Origin of the sequence: Streptococcus suis, assembly GCF_046032535.1 — a bacterium.
Taxonomy (GTDB): Bacteria; Bacillota; Bacilli; order Lactobacillales; family Streptococcaceae; genus Streptococcus; species Streptococcus suis_AK.
Genome location: NZ_JARQPL010000001.1, coordinates 153,020 through 173,279, shown reverse-complemented (window position 1 = coordinate 173,279; position 20,260 = coordinate 153,020). Strand labels below are relative to the sequence as shown.

Genomic DNA, 20,260 nt, shown 5'->3' with positions numbered 1-20,260 from the left:
ATTTTCTCCTAATCTAAATGAATTTTGTAAGTCGTCTGCTCTCTTAAACGTTTCGCAGCGTCTTCCAAATTTCCTTTGTTTTTAAACGTAATTTGTAAAATACCGTGTATATCTTCACGGTTCTCTTCATTGATACGAATATTGACAATGGAAATACCCCGTAAGACTTCCAAAACCTTCAAAATCGTATCTTCCTCATCAGGAACACTAAGGAATAAATCGTAGAAAGAATCAACACCTGCACGCTTGTGAATTTCCATGGCTTTACGAGTTTGACGTCCCTTATCAAAAAATTCCCAAATTGCTTTTTGATCGCCAGATTTGAGCACGTCTGAAATTTCTGAAAGACGTGCTTGAAATTCCTCGATTCGATTTAGAATAGAATCTGCATTGGTTAGCAAAATGCTAGTCCACATGCTCGGCTCACTTTCCGCAATCCGTGTCATATCTCTAAATCCTCCAGCTGCAAAATTATTCGTAAAGGGATGATCTTGGGCATACTCTCCAGCTTGGTGCATCAAACTAGAAGCCAATACGTGTGGAAAATGTGAAATTTGACTGGTCACACGGTCATGTTCTGCCGCATCAATCTGAACAAAACGTGCCCCCGTTCCAGATAACAAGTCTGTCAATCGGGGAACCGCATCCTGATTGGTAGCCTGACATGGTGTCATAATGTAGTAAGCATTCTCAAATAGATGGAGATCTGCTGCACTGGCACCAGATTTATGACTACCTGCCATAGGGTGTCCACCGATAAAATTAATTTGTCTTGGCGCCAAATGTTCCTCAGCAACAGCCACAATTGCAGACTTCGTTGAACCTGCATCTGTAATCAAGACCGTATCCTTCAATTCAAGGGCACTAAATTCTTCAATCAAACGCAAAGAAACTTGAATTGGAACACAAAGAAGAATCACATCAGCCTGCTTTGCTACACCCTCCAATTCCGTTGATACCTCATCAACCATCCCCTTGCCCAAGGCAATTTGGCATGATTGTTCGTTAGGATCAAAGCCAATGAGGTGATAGTCAGGATGGTCTTTGCGAATACAGAGTGCAAGTGAACTTCCAATCAACCCTAAACCTACAATTAAAATCGTTTTTTTCATTAATTACCTAGAAATTTTTGACATAGTCGCGATGACTGGCTACTGCAGCTTTCAATTCCTCCATATTATCGGAAGAGAACTTCTCTAGGATTTCTGTCGCTAGAGTTGTAGCTACGACTGATTCCATGACTACACCAGCTGCTGGGAGAGCCGTTGGATCTGAACGTTCCACAGTAGCTTTATAAGGCTCATGAGTATCAATGTCAACCGACATCAATGGCTTATAGAGGGTCGGAATTGGTTTCATAACACCACGAATAATCAGAGCCTCGCCATTGGTCATACCACCTTCGAAACCACCTAGATTATTGGTTCGGCGTGTATATCCTTTTTCTTGGGACCAGAGAATTTCGTCCATGACTTGACTCCCTTTGAGATAGCCAGCTTGGAAGCCTACTCCAAATTCTACTCCCTTAAAAGCATTGATTGAAACAACAGCCTGCGCTAATTTTGCATCTAACTTTTTATCCCATTGCACATATGACCCCAAGCCAGCTGGAACTCCTCCAACAACAGTCTCAATCACTCCGCCAATAGTATCTCCATCTCGCTTGATTTGATCAATATAGGCTTTGATTTCTTCTTCACGCTCTTGGTTGACAATGGATACTTCTGACTGGGCTGCACGCTCTTTGATTTCTGCTACGCTTAAACCATCTGGGACATCAATTTCCTTCCCTCCGAAAACGACTACATGGTTAGCCATTTCAATATCCAACTCAGCCAAAATCCGTTTGGCAACCGCACCAACAGCCACACGCATAGTTGTCTCACGCGCACTAGAACGCTCCAAGGAATTACGCAAATCATCAAAGCGATACTTCATACCACCAACTAGGTCAGCATGTCCTGGTCGTGGATGTTTGATACGACGCTTACTTTTGAGCTTCTCTTCGATGTCCTCAATTGCCATAATATCCAACCATTTTTGATGGTCTTTGTTGGTCACATTCAATGTAATCGGGGCACCGGTCGTCTTACCGTGACGAACACCAGCCGTAATCTCTACGCGATCTGTTTCAATCTGCATCCGACTACCACGACCGTATCCCCCCTGGCGACGTTTTAAATCTTCATTAATATCCTCAGCTGTTAAAGGAAGACCAGCTGGAACTCCCTCAATAATGGCTGTCAAACGTGGTCCATGAGACTCACCAGCTGTTAAATAACGCATACTTAATTCTCCAAAATTTCCAAAAACTTACGAGTATTGCCTAAAGACATCTGTCCAGGTGCAGATGTTTCATCTAAGCTGGCAAAAGTCCAGCAGGATCCTGTAATCACACCTGCAATACGCGTTAACTTCCCTAGTTCACCCATAGCGATTGTCGCAAATGTCTGCTCGGTGTTCAGCGATTTAAAACCACGAGTATAATTCATAACATCTAGGACATCCTGCTCTGTCTTAGCCATTACAGCCATTTTAACAACAGCTGGTGACAGGCTAGTCAGTTCAGACATGATTTCCATATAATTAGACGGTGTTTCCTCAAAATTATGATAACTCAACACAAGATTAGGAAACTCCAACATCTGCTCAAAAACCGACTTATAAGAATAATATTCAAAATCAATATAATCTGGCTGATAAAGCGCTGCAACTTCTTTGATTAAATTGACATATTCTTGATCGTCCAAATCCAAGTGGCCACCTTCACGTGTTGTTCGAATGGTGAAAACCACTTCCTTACCATTACATTTTTCAAATATAGCAGGTGCTACTCTTAAAATATCATCTTTCGGAAGGTAGTCTGCTCGCCATTCAACAATATCTGCCTCTGCTAGACGTTCTACATCAATGGCCTCTACCTCTTCCAGATTTCTAGGCATAATAGGTACTACTATTTTCATTTTTCTACCCTTATCGTAAAGACCTTGAGGTAATTACTACTTTCATCATTTTTATTGATTACAAAATCGGCTGGCAAGCGGTAACTTGCCTCATAACGGTGTTTTCTAACACCAAAACCTTTTTCAATCTGCCTCTTAAATTTTTCAACAGAAACATTTGCGGCGTTGGTCGAAGCGATAATAGTTCCACCTGTATTTAGTATTTCCAAAGATTGAGAAATCAACTTGTGATAATCTTTGGCTACAGAAAAGGTTTGTTTCTTATTTCGTGCAAAGCTTGGCGGATCCAAGACAATCACATCATAAGTCAAGCCTTTACGTTTGGCATATTTGAAATATTCAAATACATCCATTACCACAAAGTGATGATTATATAAGTCTAAACTATTAACCTTAAAGTGAGCTTTAGAAAGTTCTCGCGAGCGTTTGGCTAAGTCAACAGAAGTCGTTTCCCCTGCTCCGCCCATGGCAGCAGCAATAGAAAATGCTGCCGTGTACGAAAACATGTTCAAAAGTGACTTGCCTGCCACCAGGCCATCCACCAAGGAACCACGTACCTCATGCTGATCCAAAAAGATGCCCGTCATCAGTCCATCATTCATAAAGACCTGATAGTGAACTCCATTTTCCAACACAGTGAAATACTCAGGGGCTTCTTCTCCATAAAGATGAGCAGACTCAAAGGCCAAAGCTTTAAAACGAATCTTCTCATAAGCTCCTCTTACTTCTGGAAATACCTGTTGAAAGGCAGCAACAATCATCTCTTTAACAGAATAAATAAAGGTATTATACCATGAAAAAACTGCGTATTCATCATACAAGTCAACCGTCATTCCACCAAAATTATCTCCATCTTGATTAAATAAACGAAAAGCGTTCGTCATCTCAGATTGATAAAAATGTTGACGTTTCTGTTTCGCATCCACGAATAATTTAACAAAAAAATCCATGGTCAAGTCTTGATTGCTTCTACTAAACAGCCAGCCTATCCCCTTATTCTGTTTGGATAAATAAGCCTGGCCCAAGTATCTTCCAGACTCTGAATACAAAACAGCCAGCCTGTCTTCATCAAACGAAAAACCTGAAAAATCAGCGCTATCCAAGAGTTGAATCCCTCTGTTTATTTTCTGTTCTGCAATACGGTTTACCTTTATTTTCATAGAATTATTATAACATGTTTCTTCATACTATGCCAAAAAAACTCTAAACTTTGAGGCTTATTTTAAAATTATGGTATAATGAACTAAGCTTTTAGAAAGGACCATGAGGTTTTATTGTGAAAAAACTAATTGACTACGTCAAGAAGAGCGGACAAACTCGACTTGGCTTCGTCTTGATTTTGCTAATCATTTACTGGCTCAAAACACTCTGGGCCTACTATGTTGATTTTAATTTAGATACCCAAGGATTTTTCCAAAATTTTATCGCTATTATGAATCCTCTACCAGTAGGAATTTTATTGCTTGGCCTCTCGCTTTATATAAAGAATACGAAGGCATTCTATAGTGTAGCGATGACCATTTATATTGTTCTTTTCGCCTGGCTCTTTTCAAATGCAGTCTATTATAGAGAATTTTCCGATTATATCTCCATTTCTACCATGATGGCTACCTCTAGCGTATCTGCTGGATTAGGAGAAGCAGCTCTTAAGTTATTTAGGCTATGGGATATTGTCTATTTTCTTGATTTTATAGCTTTTGGTTTCTTAGTCTACCGTAAGGCATTTCACTGGGACAAAACTCCATTTCATAAAAAATCTAGCTTTGCCATCACAGCCTTTTCAGTATTATTATTCTCTATCAATCTCTTTTTAGCAGAAATTGATAGACCTGAGCTACTTACGAGAGGATTTTCTAATACTTATATCGTCAGAGCCCTTGGGTTACCAGCTTTCCTTGGCTACAATGCTAATCAAACCTACAATGCCCATAAGGATCGCTCTGGAGCAACAGCTACAGATTTGGAGCCTGTAAAACAATATATTACAGAACATTATGCTCAGCCGAATGACAACTACTTCGGTATTGCCAAAAGACGAAATGTTATCTATCTCCACCTAGAAAGCTTACAACAATTTGTTATTGACTATAAGTTGAACGTCAACGGTGTCGAATACGAAGTCACACCTTTCCTCAATTCTCTGTATCATTCTAGCTCTACTCTCGCCTTTTCTAATTTCTTTAACCAAGTGAAGGCAGGTAAAACCTCTGATGCCGAAACCATGATTGAAACCTCACTTTTTGGACTCAATCAAGGCTCTTTCATGGTCCAATATGGCGGAAGCAATACCCAGCAAGCTGCACCATATATTCTCTCTCAAAATGGTGGCTATACATCTGCTGTATTCCACGGTAACGCAGCTAGTTTCTGGAATAGGAACAACACCTATAAACAATGGGGTTACAATTACTTCTTTGATCAATCCTATTTCTCTAAAGCCACTGCTGAAAATTCATTCCAATACGGTCTGAATGATAAAATCATGTTCGCCGACTCTATCCAATATCTGGAACATTTACAGCAACCCTTCTATACCAAATTTATCACAGTTTCCAACCACTACCCCTATACAACCAGCTTGATTGGGGATGAGATTGGCTTTCCATTAGCCAATACAGATGATGAAACCATTAATGGCTATTTTGCTACTGCAAACTATCTCGATGCGTCCATAAAGGCATTTTTCGATTACTTAAAAGCGGCTGGCTTGTACGAAAACTCCGTCATCGTTCTCTATGGTGATCACTATGGAATTTCTAATTCACGCAATCCTGACTTGGCACCGTTGATTGGAAAAGATTCTCAGACTTGGTCAGATTTTGACAATGCCATGATGCAACGTGTTCCATATATGATTGTTGTACCTGGAATGACCAACGGTGGGATTTTTGATACCTATGGTGGTGAGATTGATGCACTTCCTACTCTCGAACATCTTTTAGGAATCAAATCCGATAACTATCTTCAAGTTGGTCAAGACCTACTTTCCAGCCAACACAGCCAAATTGTGGCTCTTCGAACCGCTGGCAGTTTCATCACACCAAAATACACTAGCTACGAAGGTAAAATCTACTATACAGAAACTGGTCTTGAAATTACAAATCCAGATGAGACAACTCAGAAAGAAATTGATGCAATTAAAGAAGCTACCGCAGCACAACTGGCGACTAGCGATGCCATTCAAACTGGTGATCTTATCCGTTTCTTCGACAATGGATTGCCTGCCTTGGATTCAAGTCAATATAACTACATTGACTCATTGGCTGCCGAGATTGCACTGGAGAATAAACTTGGTACACAATCGACAAGTTTGTATAGTAAAAACGGCAATAAGTCAACAATTGAACTATTTAAAGCACCAAGCTACCTAGAACTTCACGGTAGTACAACTGCTACTAGCACACCAAATACTGGTACTAGCTCAACAAGTACCAGTTCAAATTCGCAGTAATACACTAAAAGGCTTAGAATCATGTCAGTTACTACATTGATTCTAAGCCTTTTTATACTCAATGAAAATCAAAAACAGACTAGCTCCAAAGGTTTGGGGAACCTTTGGAGGTTGGAGATAGAGCGAACGTAGTTCGTTTCTACTTAGCAGATAGAACCCTGTTACTATTTTGTTTCAAGGTAACAGGCTGAAAGGCTCCACTGGAGCCTTTCACTCATCAAATCAAGTCAACAACGTCTGATTTTGATTTTCGAAGAGTATTAGACCACTATTTCAAATCACTCATATCTATTGCATCAAGGAAATATAGAATCCTCGCTAGGCTCTTCCTCTGCTGACAGATTCTTAGGGACATCTATGGGTGCAACAGTACTACTTTCTGTTGCTTTTGTATCTTCTGTTGTAGTTTCAATGTCTGTTACAGTTTCTACTTCTGTTACAGTTTCTACTTCTGAACTAGGTGTCAACAAATCATCTAACCAGCCATCTACGTCCTCTTCTCCATTCGGGACATCTGGAGTATTCGGCAATGGATTCCCAGGCAACCAAGTGTTCCCTTTCTCAACTGTCCCATCTTTGCTATCACTTTCAACTTTATCGAAATGAATATCGTAGACAGTATCTTCCAAAATAGGTGTGTCCCATGCTACATTTGGAATAACAGGTTTTGTATAATCTCGTTTATAACCTGTATCACTCTTCAAAGATGGCGGAAAAATTCCAGCTTGGTTCAATGTTAACCCTTTTCTGACAAGGTAAACAACTGTTTTACTAGTGCCCAAATGGGTCTGAAGTTGACCGCCGTCACCTGCTCGAAATGCAAGAGCTACATAATTCTTTGGATCATGCCAATGGTAATTTGGATGTCTACTTGGATCATTGATGTCCGTTGGATTATCCGTATTTTCGGCAATATATGGCCCTATACGAGGAGCTGTTGTCCCAAATGCTGCCAAACTCGTTGTGGCACTAACATAATCTGTATCTTTTTCTCCACCGGTAATAACTGTCCTAAACTCGATGAATTCATAATCTTTACTTGGAACCGGTTCTGGTACAACAAGCCCCTGCTCCTTAGCTTGTTTCCAAGTTAAGTCAGATTTCACAAAGTATATGAACCCTGCTCGAATCTCACCATTTAATTTTAAACGACCATTAGCTATCGCACTATATTTAACAGGTACATAGTCTGATAGATCAATATTTGAAACATCATCACTTGGAGTGTAAATATTTTTTGTCGGCTTACGATAAACATTATCAAAATCAGCATAAAAACTTTGATGTTCTCTTGCCATCTTGCCAGACTTTGGCAAAGTAGCATTCCAACCATTAAAGACGCGTCCCTTTTGTTGAAGGGTCTGCGGATAGACGATGTTCAAAGCTTCCCAGTTTAAATCTTTACGAACCAAATAATAAACTCTCTTCGTTTTTTTACCATTAACGACAAAATCACCAAAATCACTATTTGTACTGAATGTTACTAGAATGAAATTTTTAATATCCTGAAGCCCTTCTGGATGATACTTTTGATGGACACCATTACGTGTTAAATTTTCTGTTGAACCTTCTGTATAAAAAGGCCCATATACCGATTGTTGCTCAATTGCAAGATTTACCGTTTCGGTCTTAACATCACGCTCAGGATCATCTGGCAAACTAGGATCAATTTTATAAACGTGCGCATGGTCCCCATGGCGTACACTCATATAGTTCCCGTCAATTGTAATGTCCTCACGCTTGACTTTAAAACGCTCCATGTACTGCTTAATGAGACGTTCTTTTCTCTGTTCAAGAGTTTCTCCATCCTTTTGCTTAAGAATACGATCCTCTGGACTTTCAAACGGCTTCCTTGTATCAATTTCCTTTAATAAAACAATGTGTGTGTGATCTCCATGCGGATACTCTAATCCAATTTGACCGTCAACGATGACTTTCTTAAAACGTGACGGTTCTAAATTCAGTTCTTTTGCTAAGTAGTCCAATTTGGTTTGATACTCAGTATTTTCTACCTCAGGTTGTGACTTCTTATCCGATTCAACATTTGGTTTATACTGATTCACAAGATAAGACCATTTACTCCTTTTCAATGTTTCAAAATGAATAAGATGCAAATGTTTCCCATGCCTTACTAGAATCCCAGTTTCCGTTACACCGCTGATATTTTGCCCATCAAACAAGAAACCATCACTCGTTTGAAAATCAATCCCCGGAATCCCTTCCTGTTGGTGAACGACAGGAAGAGTTGACGATTGACGACTATCAGAGGTCAATTGTCTGTGTGTAGTGCCACCTAAGCTTGATTTTAAAATATAGTGATAATGATCCCCATGCCGAACAGTATAGCCATTTGCATCCTCTGCGACAATATCTTTAGGATCAAAAATGTATTCATCTTCGGTCTGCTTCGAACCAGATGGTCGCTGATTTCTATTAGGTTGAGAAGAATGTGTTTTTTCTTGATAGTTCTCAGGAATTAAATAGGACCATTTTGTATTCTTTAAATCTGAGTAAAAGAAAAAATGCTTATGATCACCATGATTGACAATAATTCCTAAATCAGTTTTTTCCTCAATTTGTGACTCATCAGTGAGTAAAAAACCATCATCTGTCGCCTTATCAATCCCTGGAACTTCCTTTTTCGGATCTGAAGGAATCTCTCTTGATTGCTTTGATTGCGATGTTTCTATGCTTGTTATTTTTTGATGGCTCGATTGCTCTTTATAATTTGACACTTGATAGGTTACCAATGCTACAGCACAAATAAGCGATACTCCTGCTACACAAAGCAAAGTCTTACCTTGTTTCATATCTATGTTTCTCTCCTTACTTACTATTATATTTATATTATTGACATGATAAATGGATTCTACCATTGTAGAATGCCATCGCCATATCTATTTACTTTATAAAATAAAATTTGTCGCCTTTTTAATTTACCAGTTAAGTATATCATTCATATTGAAATTTAGCAAGCTCTGAGCGAATTAAAACAAAAAAGAGCTTGGCACACAGACCAAACTCTTTATTTTATATACTTATTTAGCAAGTTTTGCTTTAGCAGCATCTGCAAGAGCTGTGAAAGCTGCTGAATCGTTCACTGCCAAGTCAGCAAGCATTTTGCGGTTTACTTCGATTTCTGCCAATTTCAAACCGTGCATCAATTGTGAGTATGACAAACCGTTCATGCGAGCAGCCGCGTTGATACGAGTGATCCACAATTTACGGAAATCACGTTTCTTCTGACGGCGGTCACGGTATGCATAGTAGTAAGAGTTCATTACTTGTTCTTTCGCAGTGCGGAACAAGAGATGTTTAGCTCCATAGTAACCTTTAGCTAATTTTAAAATACGTTTACGGCGTTTACGAGAAACAACGCCACCTTTAACACGTGCCATTTAATTTTCCTCCAAATAATTCAAATAATAAGTAGTGCTATATCAGTGCTTAGCGCATTTGAGTAAGCATTGACTTGATACGCTTGAAGTCACCAGCATGTACCATACCTGCTTTACGAAGGTGACGACGTTGTTTTTTAGTTTTACCGTGGAAACGGTGTGAAGTATAAGCGCGGAAGCGTTTCAATCCACCAGAACCTGTACGTTTGAAACGTTTAGCTGATGCGCGGTGAGTTTTTTGTTTTGGCATGTTAATTCTCCTTTTGCTTAAAAAGCTTATTTTTTATCTGAAGCTGGGGCCAATTGCATAAACATTTGACGTCCGTCCATCTTAGCGCGTTGTTCGATAATGGCAATATCTTGGGTTGCTTCAGCGAACTCAGCTAATACTTTCGCTCCAACTTCTTTGTGGGTAATCATGCGACCCTTGAAACGGATCGAAACCTTAACCTTATTTCCTTTTTCAAGGAATTTACGGGCATGACGAAGTTTTGTCTCGAAGTCCCCTTTATCAATAACTGGACTTAGACGCACTTCTTTTACAGTGACAACACTTTGTTTTTTGCGTTGTTCTTTCTGTTTCTTCTGATATTCAAATTTGAACTTACCGTAGTCCATAATTTTCGCTACTGGTGGTTTAGCTTGTGGTTGAATCAATACTAAATCCACGTTGGCGCTATCAGCAATGGCCTGAGCCTCATTGAGCGGTTTGATTCCCAACTGTTCACCCTCAAGACCGATAAGACGAACTTCACGCACTCGAATTTCATCATTGATGAACAAATCTTGCTTTGCTATGGCTTTTCACCTCATTTTATATTTTTCGAGAAAAACGAAACGGACTTGCTAAACAAGTCCGCACTACACCATTATTCTTTCCGAAGAAATCTTAATCCGTAGAGCCAGACAACGTTAGTCGCAAGGCGAGAAGCTCTCACTTCTGCTTTTCTCAATATGACTATTCTAACATGTCCAAAACTACTTGTCAAGAATTTCTTTCGCTTTTTCGGAAATAAATTTCACTACACCTTCGATGGATACTCCTGTTGTATCAAATGTGATGGCATCATCTGCCGCCTTTAAAGGAGAAACTTCTCGATGAGAATCTTTATAGTCACGAGCCGCAATTTCCTGCTTTAGAGATTCCAAGTCGGTCTCAATGCCACGTTCCGTATTTTCCTTAAATCGACGAAGGGCACGCTCTTCAACAGAGGCAATAAGGAATATTTTGAGTTCTGCCTGTGGTAAAACAACTGTTCCAATATCGCGACCATCCATAACAATGCCGCCAGCCTGGGCAATTTCCTGTTGCAGGCGTACCAATTCTTCCCGTACTAGAGGAAGTGCTGCTACTGCTGATACATTATTTGTAACTTGGTTATCACGAATAGGCAAAGTGACATCTTCATCACCCACAAAAACTAATTGCTGGCCATTTTCATCACGACCAAATCGAATAGGATACTGAGCAAGCAAGGCCACGATTCTATTTTGATCTGTGACCTCTATGCCGTTTGTCAAGGCTAGATAGGTAGCCGAGCGATACATAGCTCCTGTATCTAAGTAAGTATAACCAAAATTTTTAGCAATAATTTTAGCAACCGTTGACTTCCCACTTGAAGCTGGACCGTCAATTGCAATTTGAATTGATTTCATAACCCCTCTTTATCTAATACGGACTACATCACCTGGATGCGCAAGCCAAGACCCTGTGGTCATTTTCTCTGGATTTAATCGCTCTAGCTCAGCAATTGAAATCCCGCCACGTGCGGCTAATTGCCCAACACCTTCACCTGCTTGAACAGTAAGGGTAGAGCCATCCGTAGCTTCTGCTAGACTGGAACTTGTTTCTGTTTCTGTCGTGTCAGTCGAAGTAGATTCTTGTGTCTCAGCAGCCGATGAAGAGCTCTCTGCTACGACTGTTGTAGTGCTTGGGGTATAAAATTCTTTTGTTGAATCTGTTTTACTACCGCCACCGATTGAGAGATAGACAGCCATAATTCCAATAATCAGTACGATAACAAAGAAAATAATTGCCAAGACTGTAAATACTGTTGTACTTGCTACTCCCTTGTTTAGACGTTCTTTTCGACTAACTGTTTCTGTTTGATAAACTTCTTCATTCCATGGCTCTTGTGACATTATCGAGAAAACTCCTTGTATTTTTATTAAAATATGATTACAATACTAATATGAAAATAAAACTTATTCCTGAACGGTGCATTGCCTGCGGGCTCTGCCAAACCTATTCATCTATATTCGATTATGATGACGACGGTATCGTTGTTTTTTCAGACGACTCACAATTTGAGAAAACGATTGAACCCAATCCAGATATTCTCAAAGCCATCAAATCATGTCCTACAAAAGCCATTTCAGCGGATTGATTTGGCTTTATTTGTATAATACTCTTCAAAATAATCCTGTTTTATTAAATGGTCTATTAATTCAATCTCACCCTTGAAGCAATTATGAATAGCTAAATGGTTAATAAAGTATTTTTTCGGCCATTTGCGCATGTGATACACCTGCCCATTGGGAAATTCTTGTGAAAATATGCGAATGGCTAGATAAGAAACTTCAATTTTTTCTATGGTAGCAATTTCAATTTTCTGTACTGCAAAAGGATTAGCCGAAGCAATCCGTAAATGCTTTTCTTTTATCTCGAAATAGCGATGTAAGCCAAGCACTACTAATACAACAAAGAGAGAGAGAAGTAAGATAAATAATCTTGAAACTCTCAACTTTTCCAATAAAAGTGTCATACCAATGAAAATAGGCGTGAAGGTAAGTGACCAGTAAATAATGGCCCATGATAAATCCGGTTGCCAATGGTAACGAATTTTACCAAAAATTTTGATCATATCGGACCTCCATCTATTATTCTAGCACAAAAATAGAGATTTTCCTATGAAAACCTCTATCTTTTGAAATTTTTATTACATTTACATGACAATATTAGTTTGTTTGTAAAACTTCTGAAATGCTTTTGAAATATTTTTTGATGATATGATTAAAATAGTGCCATCAGTAATAATAAAGATTACCTCAAACTCGATAATCTCTCCATATCACTTGGCAATAATAGACCGGTATAAAAACCATCAATTCCAAGCGCAGAGTATTTCGTCAATTCATCATATGTGTGAATGGTATGGGTATAAACTTTTTTATTCACCGCGTGTAAGCTAGCAAAAAACTCTGTACCGAATCTCGGATCACCCGTTGACATTGTAACGACCTTTATTTCAGGATTTGCGTTGGCAAATTGAGTAATTGCCTCCGCAGAACTCTGAGTCGCATATAAGGTATAAATTACACTTGGGAACTTAAATATTGACTGAATACTATGAAACATGTCTTCATTGTATACTTGAGGAACGATCCTATTTAATAATTTCGGATCACGTTTCATTGCCTCATTATATATTTCCGTAAACTGAGTAATCATCTCTTCTTTAGAAACTTCAAATGATTTAGTATCCGTCACTAAGAACATATCCTTATTTATCAGCATTTGATCTAACACATCACCAATAAGCATCGTTGTAAAACGTGAATCAGTGACTGGTGATCCAAAAGTTTGAAAATTTTTCCATTCATCTGAGCTCAAAGCTACACCATTCATATAGCCGAATTGGTCCCAATCGTGGACAGCTGCCATCTTCCCATCACTAGTTAAATAGAAATCCATTTCAAATACTCGGTGACCCATAGAATAGTTTTGTTGTAACGCTTCTAAAGAGTTCGTATAAAAAGTATTGTAGGACTTTTCACGATAAGTACCACCAGCATGAGCAATAAGATTTGGAAATTCCTCTGTCCACTGATGTTGTGAAAATTCAATATCTTGAATATCTACAAAAATTCCACTGGAAGAAACTTGAACATTGAATATTTCCTCAATCTTATCTGCTGATAGATAATCCATCCATAAAAAATGCTGAATATCATTGCTAATATCAAATTGATATCCTGCTTTAGTCACGCTGTTTTTATCTGTATCAATCAGCAAGGAGTATGATAAATCACCGATTTTTTTCTCATACTGCCCATCAGAAATCTTTTTAAATAATTGCTTTTCTAAAACTGTATTCAATGGAATATAACCATCTCGTAATAAGGAAAAGTGTTTGTAGCCAATTAGCAAACACATAAATAATGATAGAACCACTACTATATGCAGATTCGCCCACCGATGCGTTCGCTTGCGAGTTCGTGTATTTCCTTCTATTTTATTTCTCCCCATTGTTTCCTCCATTCGTTTCTTGACTCTTAACATAGTATCTCAAGAGAAATTTGGCAATAAACTCTGGCCAGAACAACAAATACATTTCATAGTCTTCTTGTGTACGAATATTGTTTTCAATGCTATTTGTCGTCTCAGATTCCTCATGGATACGATGATACATCAAACTCTCATCTACAAAGGTAAAGCTCCCATTTTTTTGTGCAATCTGATACCAAGCAAACCAATCAAGAGAAACTTTCATTTCTTCATTAAACTTGAAATCATTCAGTTTCTTCAAATTATAGGTCACAGCTGGACAAGAAATTGGATTACCAAAGGCTAAAACCCTATTCCGCCAAAACTTCCATTTGGGAAACATGGCCATTGTCCGTAACATGAGTTGCTTGATTTTCAAATTTGAAGTTAAGGGAATAGCCACACCTTCCTTAACTTCCTGGTAATCTGAATAAGCAATCAACGTTTCCTCTGTCATCTGAGACATTATTTTTTCACAATAGTCTGGTAAATAAATATCATCTTGATGAGCAATTGTAGCATAAGGGGTTGTTACAAAAGAGAGTGCTAAATTCCAATCTTTTCCAATACCTCCTCCTTGTGCGGTATGCATTACGATTGCATTCTTTTGGCAAATTTGTCCTATATATTCACTTGGAGTACTAGTGTATAGGATAAGTTGTGATTGAAGTGTTTGCTGCTTTAACGAATGGATGCATTCTTCTAGATACTTACTATCTCCATAAGCACAGATAACAAATGTATGGTTATTCTGCATGATGCTCCTCCAACTCAGCAATTCTTTTTTTAGCCATTGATACTTCCTGAATTAAATTTTTAATCTGCTGCTTTTGTTGAGATAAAGCCATACTATGCAAAAATCCAATCACCAAGAGAACAAAAATTGCCACAGATAACAAGAAATTGGAAGTCAGACCAAACCCGAATAAGTAAGCCAATTTAATAGGAATAACATCAAAGAGCGCAAAAACAATCAGTCCGAAGCCAATAACAATCCACATAAAGGCATGTTCGAATAAGATCTTATTTTTATTAATATTCCTAAAAATAAAATACAAAAAACCTAGTGAAGCAAGAAACATAGCTAATGCTTGTATGGTCATTATTCTCCCTCCTTCATAAGCGAAGCAATCAAAATAGATGAGCAAACTTCTACCATGTAGCGGATGGACTTAAATGGAGTAATCGAAGAAACCCCTCCCGCTCTTTCAAACATATTTGCCGGTGCTTCTACTACTTGGAAATTTTGCTTTAGTAAATGAACAGTTGATTCCGGTTCCGGATATTTAATCGGGTATCGTTTTGCAAATTGTGCAATCACTTTTCTATTTCCCAAACGATAACCTGATGTTGTATCCCAAATTCGGTTTCCAGTTGTTAATTTAATCATATTTGAAATGACACCTATTCCAAAACGTCTCATAAAGCTAGTTTGAAATTCCGACAAAGTATCACCAACAAAGCGTGAGCCAATCACCATATCAGCCTGACCAACTAAGATTGGCTGAATTAAGCTATTTAATGAACGAATGTCATGCTGACCATCACCATCAAATTGAACTGCTACGTCATAGTCATTGTCCAAGGCATATTTATATCCCGTCTGAACAGCTCCACCAATACCTAAATTTTGTACTAGGTGAACAGCATTTAATTTATTTTGAATCAAAATTTCTTTCGTGCTATCTGTTGAACCATCATTGATGACAACATAATCCAATTGGAAATTCACACTATTTCTATAATCTATAATTCCCTGAACCGTTTGAAGAATACTTTCTTCTTCGTTGTAGGCAGGGATAATCATTAATACTTTCATAAAAATATTTACCTATTTTTTTGTAATTTCATTTTTCTAAACTTCATAAACGCCGGGATTAGAGAATTAATTATTCTATATCTCAGCATCGGAAATGGTTTCATTACAAAATTGAATATTTTAAAACATTGGAAGTAAATGAACCAGCCTTCCTCCATTGGAGTGTTGTCCCAAGGAGTTTTTTCTAAATAAAAGTGATATTCATTCCTATACTTATGTGTGTTCCAACGCCTCCATGGACGTTCCTCACCTAGATAATGGATAACGACTGGCTTCGCTTTGGCAAGATTGTATGATTCTTTGTCAATAAAGTTTGCTGGGCTACTTAATTTCTCTAATGTTTTGTAAGGATAAGTATCGTAGATATTAAAATAGTTATATGCAATTGATAACGTTTTAATATATTCCTTAACACCACCATTAATCGCATCTTGGTCATTTGCAAACAACTGACCATTCTTATTTTGGTAATAACTTAATATTTTACTACCAATATTATTATCGCGCCACCCTCTTAAATCAATTAGCATCACACCTGCATTATGATAAGAATGGCTACCTAAATCTAAATCAGCCCTTCTATTCGAATCAACTGTTGGCTCAGGCGACATACCAATAATTTTCGCTCCAAGTTCTTCTTCCCATAATTGGAACAAATCTCCTAAGACAAGGGTGTCACCATCAAGATAAATGATACGTTCAACTTCTTCTGGTAAAAGCTTGTCTATCAGAAGTCTGGCTAAAACAATGGAAGACCAACCATTTGTATCAAAAGAGAATTCAAAGTAATTTTCTAGCTTCTCTAACTCAATAAAAGAAATTGAAGCACCGTATTTTTCAACAAATTCTAAAAGTTTCTTTTGATTAACAGACGATATTCCTTCTGAAAGAAGATAAAAATGTGCTTGTTTGGGCATGGAAGAATTTTCTAAAATCGAACACATGCTCGTAGCAACTTGTGGCACAAATCCATCATTTAGTGTATATACTATATTCATTAGTCACCCTAATCATTACTATTTAACTATGAGAGTTCATTTCTCACACACTGCAAGGCTGCTCCGATAACCTGGTGCATATCGTAGTAACGATAGTGACCCAGACGGCCGCCGAAAATAACATTTTCTTGTTGTTCTGCAAGGCGCTTATAGGCAGTATAGAGTTTATTATTACGGTCATTGTTAACTGGATAGTAAGGCTCATCACCACGCTTCCAAGTCTTCGAATACTCACGAGTAATAATGGTTTTTTCTTGAGTTCCGAACTCAAAATGTTTGTGTTCGATTATTCGAGTATATGGTGTCTCGCTATCTGTATAGTTGACAACCGCATTACCTTGGTAATTTTCCATATCCAAGACTTCAGTTTCAAAACGAAGGCTACGATATTCCAATTCACCAAGCTCATAATCAAAGAACTCATCAATCATACCCGTAAAGACAATCTTTGGATAGGTTGCCAAGTATTCTTCTTTATTGGCAAAGAAATCAACGTTTGTCTCCACATCGATATTCTCATGTTCCAACATTTTTTCAACAATCTGCGTGTAACCACCGATTGGAATGCCTTGATAGGTATCGTTGAAATAGTTGTTATCATAAGTCAAACGCACTGGCAAACGACGGATGATAAAGGCAGGCAACTCCGTACATGGTTTTTCCCACTGCTTCTCGGTGTACGACTTGATCAATTTTTCATAGATGTCTGTACCTACAAGGGAAATAGCTTGCTCTTCCAAGTTCTCAGGTGTTTTTCCACCCAACACAGCACGTTGCTCTGCAATTTTAGCTTCAGCTTCAGCAGGAGTCACCACCCCCCAGAGCTTGTTAAAGGTATTCATGTTGAATGGAAGGTTGTAGATTTCACCCTTGTAGTTGGCAACTGGAGAGTTTGTGTAGCGATTGAACTCCGCAAATTGATTGACATAGTCCCAGATTTCCTTTTCAGATGTATGGAAGATATGTGCACCGTATTCATGAACCTGGATGCCTTCTACTTCTTTGGTGTAGATATTACCCGCGATGTGGTCACGTTTTTCGATCACTTTTACCTTTTTACCTTTTTTGGCTGCTTCATGGGCAAATACTGCACCAAACAAACCTGCACCAACTACTAGATAATCGTAAGTTTTCATCAGTTCCCCCTTCTATTTTGTAAACTTTTTAAAATATCCAAACTATTACTCTCTCTCAGTAGCAATAACAACAAACAATAAATTGAACCATATAAAATTGCTGATATCGCTAAGTTAATAAAATAAGAATTATTGCTATGTAAGTTTGCAAGCAAAATAACTGGAACACTCGCTACAATTGCTGCAAGCAAAAATTTATAAAATTCTATTTGGCGATTTATTTCTTTCAAAATATCTTTCAAAATAAATGCTTGATAACTAGTAACAAAGAACTCTGCAACAAGTGTACCGAGAGCCGCACCTACTACTCCAAGTATTGGAATAAATATGGAATTTAATACTAGGTTGACAACCGCACCTATAAAAACAGATTTTACTACGACCGTTTCTTTATTCATGGGAACCAACATTTGAATACCGAATAGATTTGACAATCCTATAAACAACAATGTAGGCATTACAGTTTGCATAGGAACGATAGCTCCCGTATATGACATCCCTGATAAAAAATAAACTGCCCAGTCTGCAAAATAGATGAAAAAAATAGTTAATGGTAGACTAGAAAATATAACAAATGTTAGTGCTTTTGAAGTTAATGCTTTAAATTCTTCCTGTTTTTGTTGCTGAATATATACAGATAGACGAGGTAATAGTACAACGCCAAGCGATGTAACTAAACTCACTAAAACATTTTTTATATTTATAGCTGCATTATAGTACCCAACCGACTCATCGCCTAGCATAAATCCTAGCATAACAGAGTCTAAACTTGTATAAATTGTAGTTGCCACTGTCATCATAAAAAAGGTAAGTGTCGGTCTTATGTGTTGTTTTATGTCCAAATTGTCATAAGGTTGTATCTTAATTAAAGTTCTTAAATTGACAAAATTAAAAATATAAGAACCTACACTAGCTAATATAGTGATTATTGCATAAGCAATATAATCACCTTGCTCTTTAACAAATAAAAACATCAAAATGACTGCAATCACTTTAAAAAGAACTGAACGCTTAGTAATATATTGGTACTGCTCCAACCCTTTATATAACCAATCACAGCCTATTAAATTTAAGACTAAGACTGCTATATTTAGCATAAACAGTCCTTTATCTTCTGCAAAGCGAGGAACAAAGTTAAATGCAAGTATATAGAAAAATAGTGCTACAGTCATCATGATAAAATTGATTATCATCAATTCTTGAACTGTTTTTGATAATTTTTCTTTATCATCTCTTACTTTTGCACAAGCTCTAATTCCATAAGTAGGAATACCAAGCATTCCAATCATCGTAAAATAGGAAACTACTGAGGTAACAAAAGCTACTTTTCCTGTCCCAACCGGCAATAAAATTCTAGATGCGTATGGAAATGTTATTAATGGAAAAATTATTCCTGATAGAGTTAAAATAAAGTTCATTACAAAATTCAATTTGACAGAACTAACTTTTGCCTCATTTGACATCTACTTCTCCAGTCTTCTAGTAATTAATTGTTTCATATTGTCCATGAACGAAATAGGTTCCGTAAAAATAACTGGTGCTTCTTTCACCCTCATATTGTGATACTTCACCCAAAAAGTTAATAGTCTCTCAGATAAAAAACCAAACATTCTCTGATTATATTTACTATAACACTTTACATCAATCTCTTTCTCTAATTGAAATAGGATATCGAATAACCATGTGTGGTAAGAATCGAAATCGGTCTTGTTCATAATACACATATTATAAAAATAACCTTCTCTATCCTTTTCAAACTTATCAAATGCTGATGACATTTCTGGAAAACTATTTTTTATTATTCTAGCACAAGCCTCCCATGCTTCCTTACCTTCTCTACCATGCCCGGTAATGAAGTGCATTTTGGCTCCACAAGGAATTTTACAAAAAGTTCCAGTAATTTTCTCTGGGAGAATAATATCGTATTCTTGAAGTTCTTGTTGAATTTCATCCATACTAAGTGCATTGCCAGAAGCATTCGCAAAGAATCGTCGATAGTGTACCAAACCGACAATGTCATCTTTACTTTGTTTCATAATCCAATAGGCACCTGTTAATTCACAATAGTTGCTATTTTTAGAAGATAAATTTCCTATAAAATCATTGTCGCGTTGATAATTTGGTAACCCTTGATTCTTATCTGCTCCAACTAACAATGTTTTATAGTCATTAAGTTCTGTGAACTCTTCAAAAACTTTATGGGTAATAATATAAATTGACATAGTCTC

The 20,260-nt window shown here is 37.6% G+C and carries 21 protein-coding genes and 1 other annotated feature; of the genes, 2 read left to right on the top strand and 19 right to left on the bottom strand.

Annotated features, from left to right (window positions below; all coding sequences use genetic code 11):
• Positions 1-8 precede the first annotated feature (8 nt).
• From P7J58_RS00825 to P7J58_RS00810, 4 genes are read right to left on the bottom strand one after another with little or no spacing between them, the layout of a single operon-like run.
• Positions 9-1,112: a prephenate dehydrogenase gene (locus P7J58_RS00825; protein ID WP_408555290.1), complete on the bottom strand. Its 1,104-nt coding sequence runs from the start codon at positions 1,110-1,112 to the stop codon at positions 9-11.
• A 7-nt stretch (positions 1,113-1,119) separates the two neighbouring features.
• Positions 1,120-2,286 (bottom strand): chorismate synthase, encoded by a 1,167-nt coding sequence (gene aroC, locus P7J58_RS00820; protein WP_408555291.1) that lies wholly within the window; start codon positions 2,284-2,286, stop codon positions 1,120-1,122.
• Positions 2,287-2,288: 2 nt separating this feature from the next.
• Positions 2,289-2,963 carry a type I 3-dehydroquinate dehydratase gene (aroD, locus tag P7J58_RS00815; RefSeq protein WP_002940621.1) on the bottom strand — a complete coding sequence of 225 codons (675 nt, stop codon included), beginning with the start codon at positions 2,961-2,963 and terminating at the stop codon, positions 2,289-2,291.
• Complete coding sequence (locus P7J58_RS00810) at positions 2,960-4,123, bottom strand: class I SAM-dependent rRNA methyltransferase (RefSeq protein ID WP_408555292.1); 1,164 nt, start codon at positions 4,121-4,123, stop codon at positions 2,960-2,962. The genes aroD and P7J58_RS00810 overlap by 4 nt, the downstream gene beginning before the upstream one ends.
• Positions 4,124-4,239: 116 nt before the next feature.
• On the opposite strand from P7J58_RS00810, the gene P7J58_RS00805 reads away from it, so the two are divergent.
• Positions 4,240-6,414, top strand: a complete 2,175-nt coding sequence (locus tag P7J58_RS00805; RefSeq protein WP_408555293.1) for an LTA synthase family protein — start codon at positions 4,240-4,242, stop codon at positions 6,412-6,414.
• 296 nt (positions 6,415-6,710) lie between these two features.
• On the opposite strand, the gene P7J58_RS00800 is transcribed toward P7J58_RS00805, so the two are convergent.
• The 6 genes from P7J58_RS00800 to P7J58_RS00775 form a co-directional block, all read right to left on the bottom strand.
• Positions 6,711-9,224, bottom strand: a complete 2,514-nt coding sequence (locus tag P7J58_RS00800; protein ID WP_408555294.1) for a pneumococcal-type histidine triad protein — start codon at positions 9,222-9,224, stop codon at positions 6,711-6,713.
• A 228-nt stretch (positions 9,225-9,452) separates the two neighbouring features.
• Positions 9,453-9,812 (bottom strand): 50S ribosomal protein L20, encoded by a 360-nt coding sequence (gene rplT / locus P7J58_RS00795; protein WP_044690226.1) that lies wholly within the window; start codon positions 9,810-9,812, stop codon positions 9,453-9,455.
• A 49-nt stretch (positions 9,813-9,861) separates the two neighbouring features.
• On the bottom strand, positions 9,862-10,062 hold the full coding sequence (gene rpmI / locus P7J58_RS00790; protein ID WP_024375714.1) for a 50S ribosomal protein L35: 201 nt from the start codon (positions 10,060-10,062) through the stop codon (positions 9,862-9,864).
• 26 nt (positions 10,063-10,088) lie between these two features.
• On the bottom strand, positions 10,089-10,595 hold the full coding sequence (gene infC, locus P7J58_RS00785) for a translation initiation factor IF-3 (RefSeq protein ID WP_002940606.1): 507 nt from the start codon (positions 10,593-10,595) through the stop codon (positions 10,089-10,091).
• 40 nt (positions 10,596-10,635) lie between these two features.
• Positions 10,636-10,764 (bottom strand) — a sequence feature (ribosomal protein L20 leader region).
• A 26-nt stretch (positions 10,765-10,790) separates the two neighbouring features.
• The gene (gene cmk / locus P7J58_RS00780; protein ID WP_014637749.1) at positions 10,791-11,468 is read right to left on the bottom strand and encodes a (d)CMP kinase; all 678 of its coding nucleotides are present in this window, start codon (positions 11,466-11,468) and stop codon (positions 10,791-10,793) included.
• A 9-nt stretch (positions 11,469-11,477) separates the two neighbouring features.
• Positions 11,478-11,954 carry an SAG1386/EF1546 family surface-associated protein gene (locus tag P7J58_RS00775; protein WP_029177964.1) on the bottom strand — a complete coding sequence of 159 codons (477 nt, stop codon included), beginning with the start codon at positions 11,952-11,954 and terminating at the stop codon, positions 11,478-11,480.
• Positions 11,955-12,004: 50 nt separating this feature from the next.
• Between P7J58_RS00775 and P7J58_RS00770 the strand changes: the two genes are divergently transcribed.
• Positions 12,005-12,199: a ferredoxin gene (locus P7J58_RS00770; RefSeq protein WP_014637747.1), complete on the top strand. Its 195-nt coding sequence runs from the start codon at positions 12,005-12,007 to the stop codon at positions 12,197-12,199.
• On the opposite strand, the gene P7J58_RS00765 is transcribed toward P7J58_RS00770, so the two are convergent.
• From P7J58_RS00765 to P7J58_RS00725, 9 genes are all read right to left on the bottom strand, one after another.
• Positions 12,188-12,676 carry an EbsA family protein gene (locus P7J58_RS00765; protein ID WP_408555295.1) on the bottom strand — a complete coding sequence of 163 codons (489 nt, stop codon included), beginning with the start codon at positions 12,674-12,676 and terminating at the stop codon, positions 12,188-12,190. The two genes, P7J58_RS00770 and P7J58_RS00765, sit on opposite strands and share 12 nt — an antisense overlap.
• 179 nt (positions 12,677-12,855) lie before the next feature.
• On the bottom strand, positions 12,856-14,061 hold the full coding sequence (locus P7J58_RS00760) for a glycerophosphodiester phosphodiesterase family protein (RefSeq protein ID WP_408555296.1): 1,206 nt from the start codon (positions 14,059-14,061) through the stop codon (positions 12,856-12,858).
• Complete coding sequence (locus P7J58_RS00755) at positions 14,048-14,836, bottom strand: glycosyltransferase family 2 protein (RefSeq protein ID WP_408555297.1); 789 nt, start codon at positions 14,834-14,836, stop codon at positions 14,048-14,050. Before P7J58_RS00755 ends, P7J58_RS00760 begins: the two co-directional genes overlap by 14 nt.
• Positions 14,826-15,182 (bottom strand): DUF2304 domain-containing protein, encoded by a 357-nt coding sequence (locus tag P7J58_RS00750; protein ID WP_024375708.1) that lies wholly within the window; start codon positions 15,180-15,182, stop codon positions 14,826-14,828. Before P7J58_RS00750 ends, P7J58_RS00755 begins: the two co-directional genes overlap by 11 nt.
• Complete coding sequence (locus P7J58_RS00745; RefSeq protein ID WP_024375707.1) at positions 15,182-15,898, bottom strand: glycosyltransferase family 2 protein; 717 nt, start codon at positions 15,896-15,898, stop codon at positions 15,182-15,184. The genes P7J58_RS00750 and P7J58_RS00745 overlap by 1 nt, the downstream gene beginning before the upstream one ends.
• Positions 15,899-15,906: 8 nt before the next feature.
• Positions 15,907-16,896, bottom strand: a complete 990-nt coding sequence (locus P7J58_RS00740) for a glycosyltransferase family 8 protein (RefSeq protein WP_408555298.1) — start codon at positions 16,894-16,896, stop codon at positions 15,907-15,909.
• Positions 16,897-16,922: 26 nt separating this feature from the next.
• The gene (glf, locus tag P7J58_RS00735; RefSeq protein ID WP_408555299.1) at positions 16,923-18,032 is read right to left on the bottom strand and encodes a UDP-galactopyranose mutase; all 1,110 of its coding nucleotides are present in this window, start codon (positions 18,030-18,032) and stop codon (positions 16,923-16,925) included.
• Positions 18,032-19,495: a flippase gene (locus P7J58_RS00730; RefSeq protein WP_024375704.1), complete on the bottom strand. Its 1,464-nt coding sequence runs from the start codon at positions 19,493-19,495 to the stop codon at positions 18,032-18,034. Before P7J58_RS00730 ends, glf begins: the two co-directional genes overlap by 1 nt.
• Entirely contained in the window at positions 19,496-20,254 is a 759-nt protein-coding gene (locus P7J58_RS00725) for a DUF4422 domain-containing protein (RefSeq protein ID WP_024382925.1), read from the bottom strand.
• Between the last annotated feature and the right edge of the window lie 6 nt (positions 20,255-20,260).

Bases quoted from the DNA above. Each gene is read 5' to 3' on its own strand.
- P7J58_RS00750 (WP_024375708.1), bottom strand. From the start codon at position 15,182: ATGACCATACAAGCATTAGCTATGTTTCTTGCTTCACTAGGTTTTTTG.
- P7J58_RS00755 (WP_408555297.1), bottom strand. From the start codon at position 14,836: ATGCAGAATAACCATACATTTGTTATCTGTGCTTATGGAGATAGTAAG.
- rplT (WP_044690226.1), bottom strand. From the start codon at position 9,812: ATGGCACGTGTTAAAGGTGGCGTTGTTTCTCGTAAACGCCGTAAACGT.
- P7J58_RS00760 (WP_408555296.1), bottom strand. From the start codon at position 14,061: ATGGGGAGAAATAAAATAGAAGGAAATACACGAACTCGCAAGCGAACG.
- P7J58_RS00740 (WP_408555298.1), bottom strand. From the start codon at position 16,896: ATGAATATAGTATATACACTAAATGATGGATTTGTGCCACAAGTTGCT.
- P7J58_RS00725 (WP_024382925.1), bottom strand. From the start codon at position 20,254: ATGTCAATTTATATTATTACCCATAAAGTTTTTGAAGAGTTCACAGAA.
- aroD (WP_002940621.1), bottom strand. From the start codon at position 2,963: ATGAAAATAGTAGTACCTATTATGCCTAGAAATCTGGAAGAGGTAGAG.
- P7J58_RS00810 (WP_408555292.1), bottom strand. From the start codon at position 4,123: ATGAAAATAAAGGTAAACCGTATTGCAGAACAGAAAATAAACAGAGGG.
- P7J58_RS00730 (WP_024375704.1), bottom strand. From the start codon at position 19,495: ATGTCAAATGAGGCAAAAGTTAGTTCTGTCAAATTGAATTTTGTAATG.
- P7J58_RS00800 (WP_408555294.1), bottom strand. From the start codon at position 9,224: ATGAAACAAGGTAAGACTTTGCTTTGTGTAGCAGGAGTATCGCTTATT.
- P7J58_RS00770 (WP_014637747.1), top strand. From the start codon at position 12,005: ATGAAAATAAAACTTATTCCTGAACGGTGCATTGCCTGCGGGCTCTGC.
- P7J58_RS00825 (WP_408555290.1), bottom strand. From the start codon at position 1,112: ATGAAAAAAACGATTTTAATTGTAGGTTTAGGGTTGATTGGAAGTTCA.
- P7J58_RS00745 (WP_024375707.1), bottom strand. From the start codon at position 15,898: ATGAAAGTATTAATGATTATCCCTGCCTACAACGAAGAAGAAAGTATT.
- P7J58_RS00775 (WP_029177964.1), bottom strand. From the start codon at position 11,954: ATGTCACAAGAGCCATGGAATGAAGAAGTTTATCAAACAGAAACAGTT.
- rpmI (WP_024375714.1), bottom strand. From the start codon at position 10,062: ATGCCAAAACAAAAAACTCACCGCGCATCAGCTAAACGTTTCAAACGT.
- P7J58_RS00765 (WP_408555295.1), bottom strand. From the start codon at position 12,676: ATGATCAAAATTTTTGGTAAAATTCGTTACCATTGGCAACCGGATTTA.
- aroC (WP_408555291.1), bottom strand. From the start codon at position 2,286: ATGCGTTATTTAACAGCTGGTGAGTCTCATGGACCACGTTTGACAGCC.
- cmk (WP_014637749.1), bottom strand. From the start codon at position 11,468: ATGAAATCAATTCAAATTGCAATTGACGGTCCAGCTTCAAGTGGGAAG.
- glf (WP_408555299.1), bottom strand. From the start codon at position 18,032: ATGAAAACTTACGATTATCTAGTAGTTGGTGCAGGTTTGTTTGGTGCA.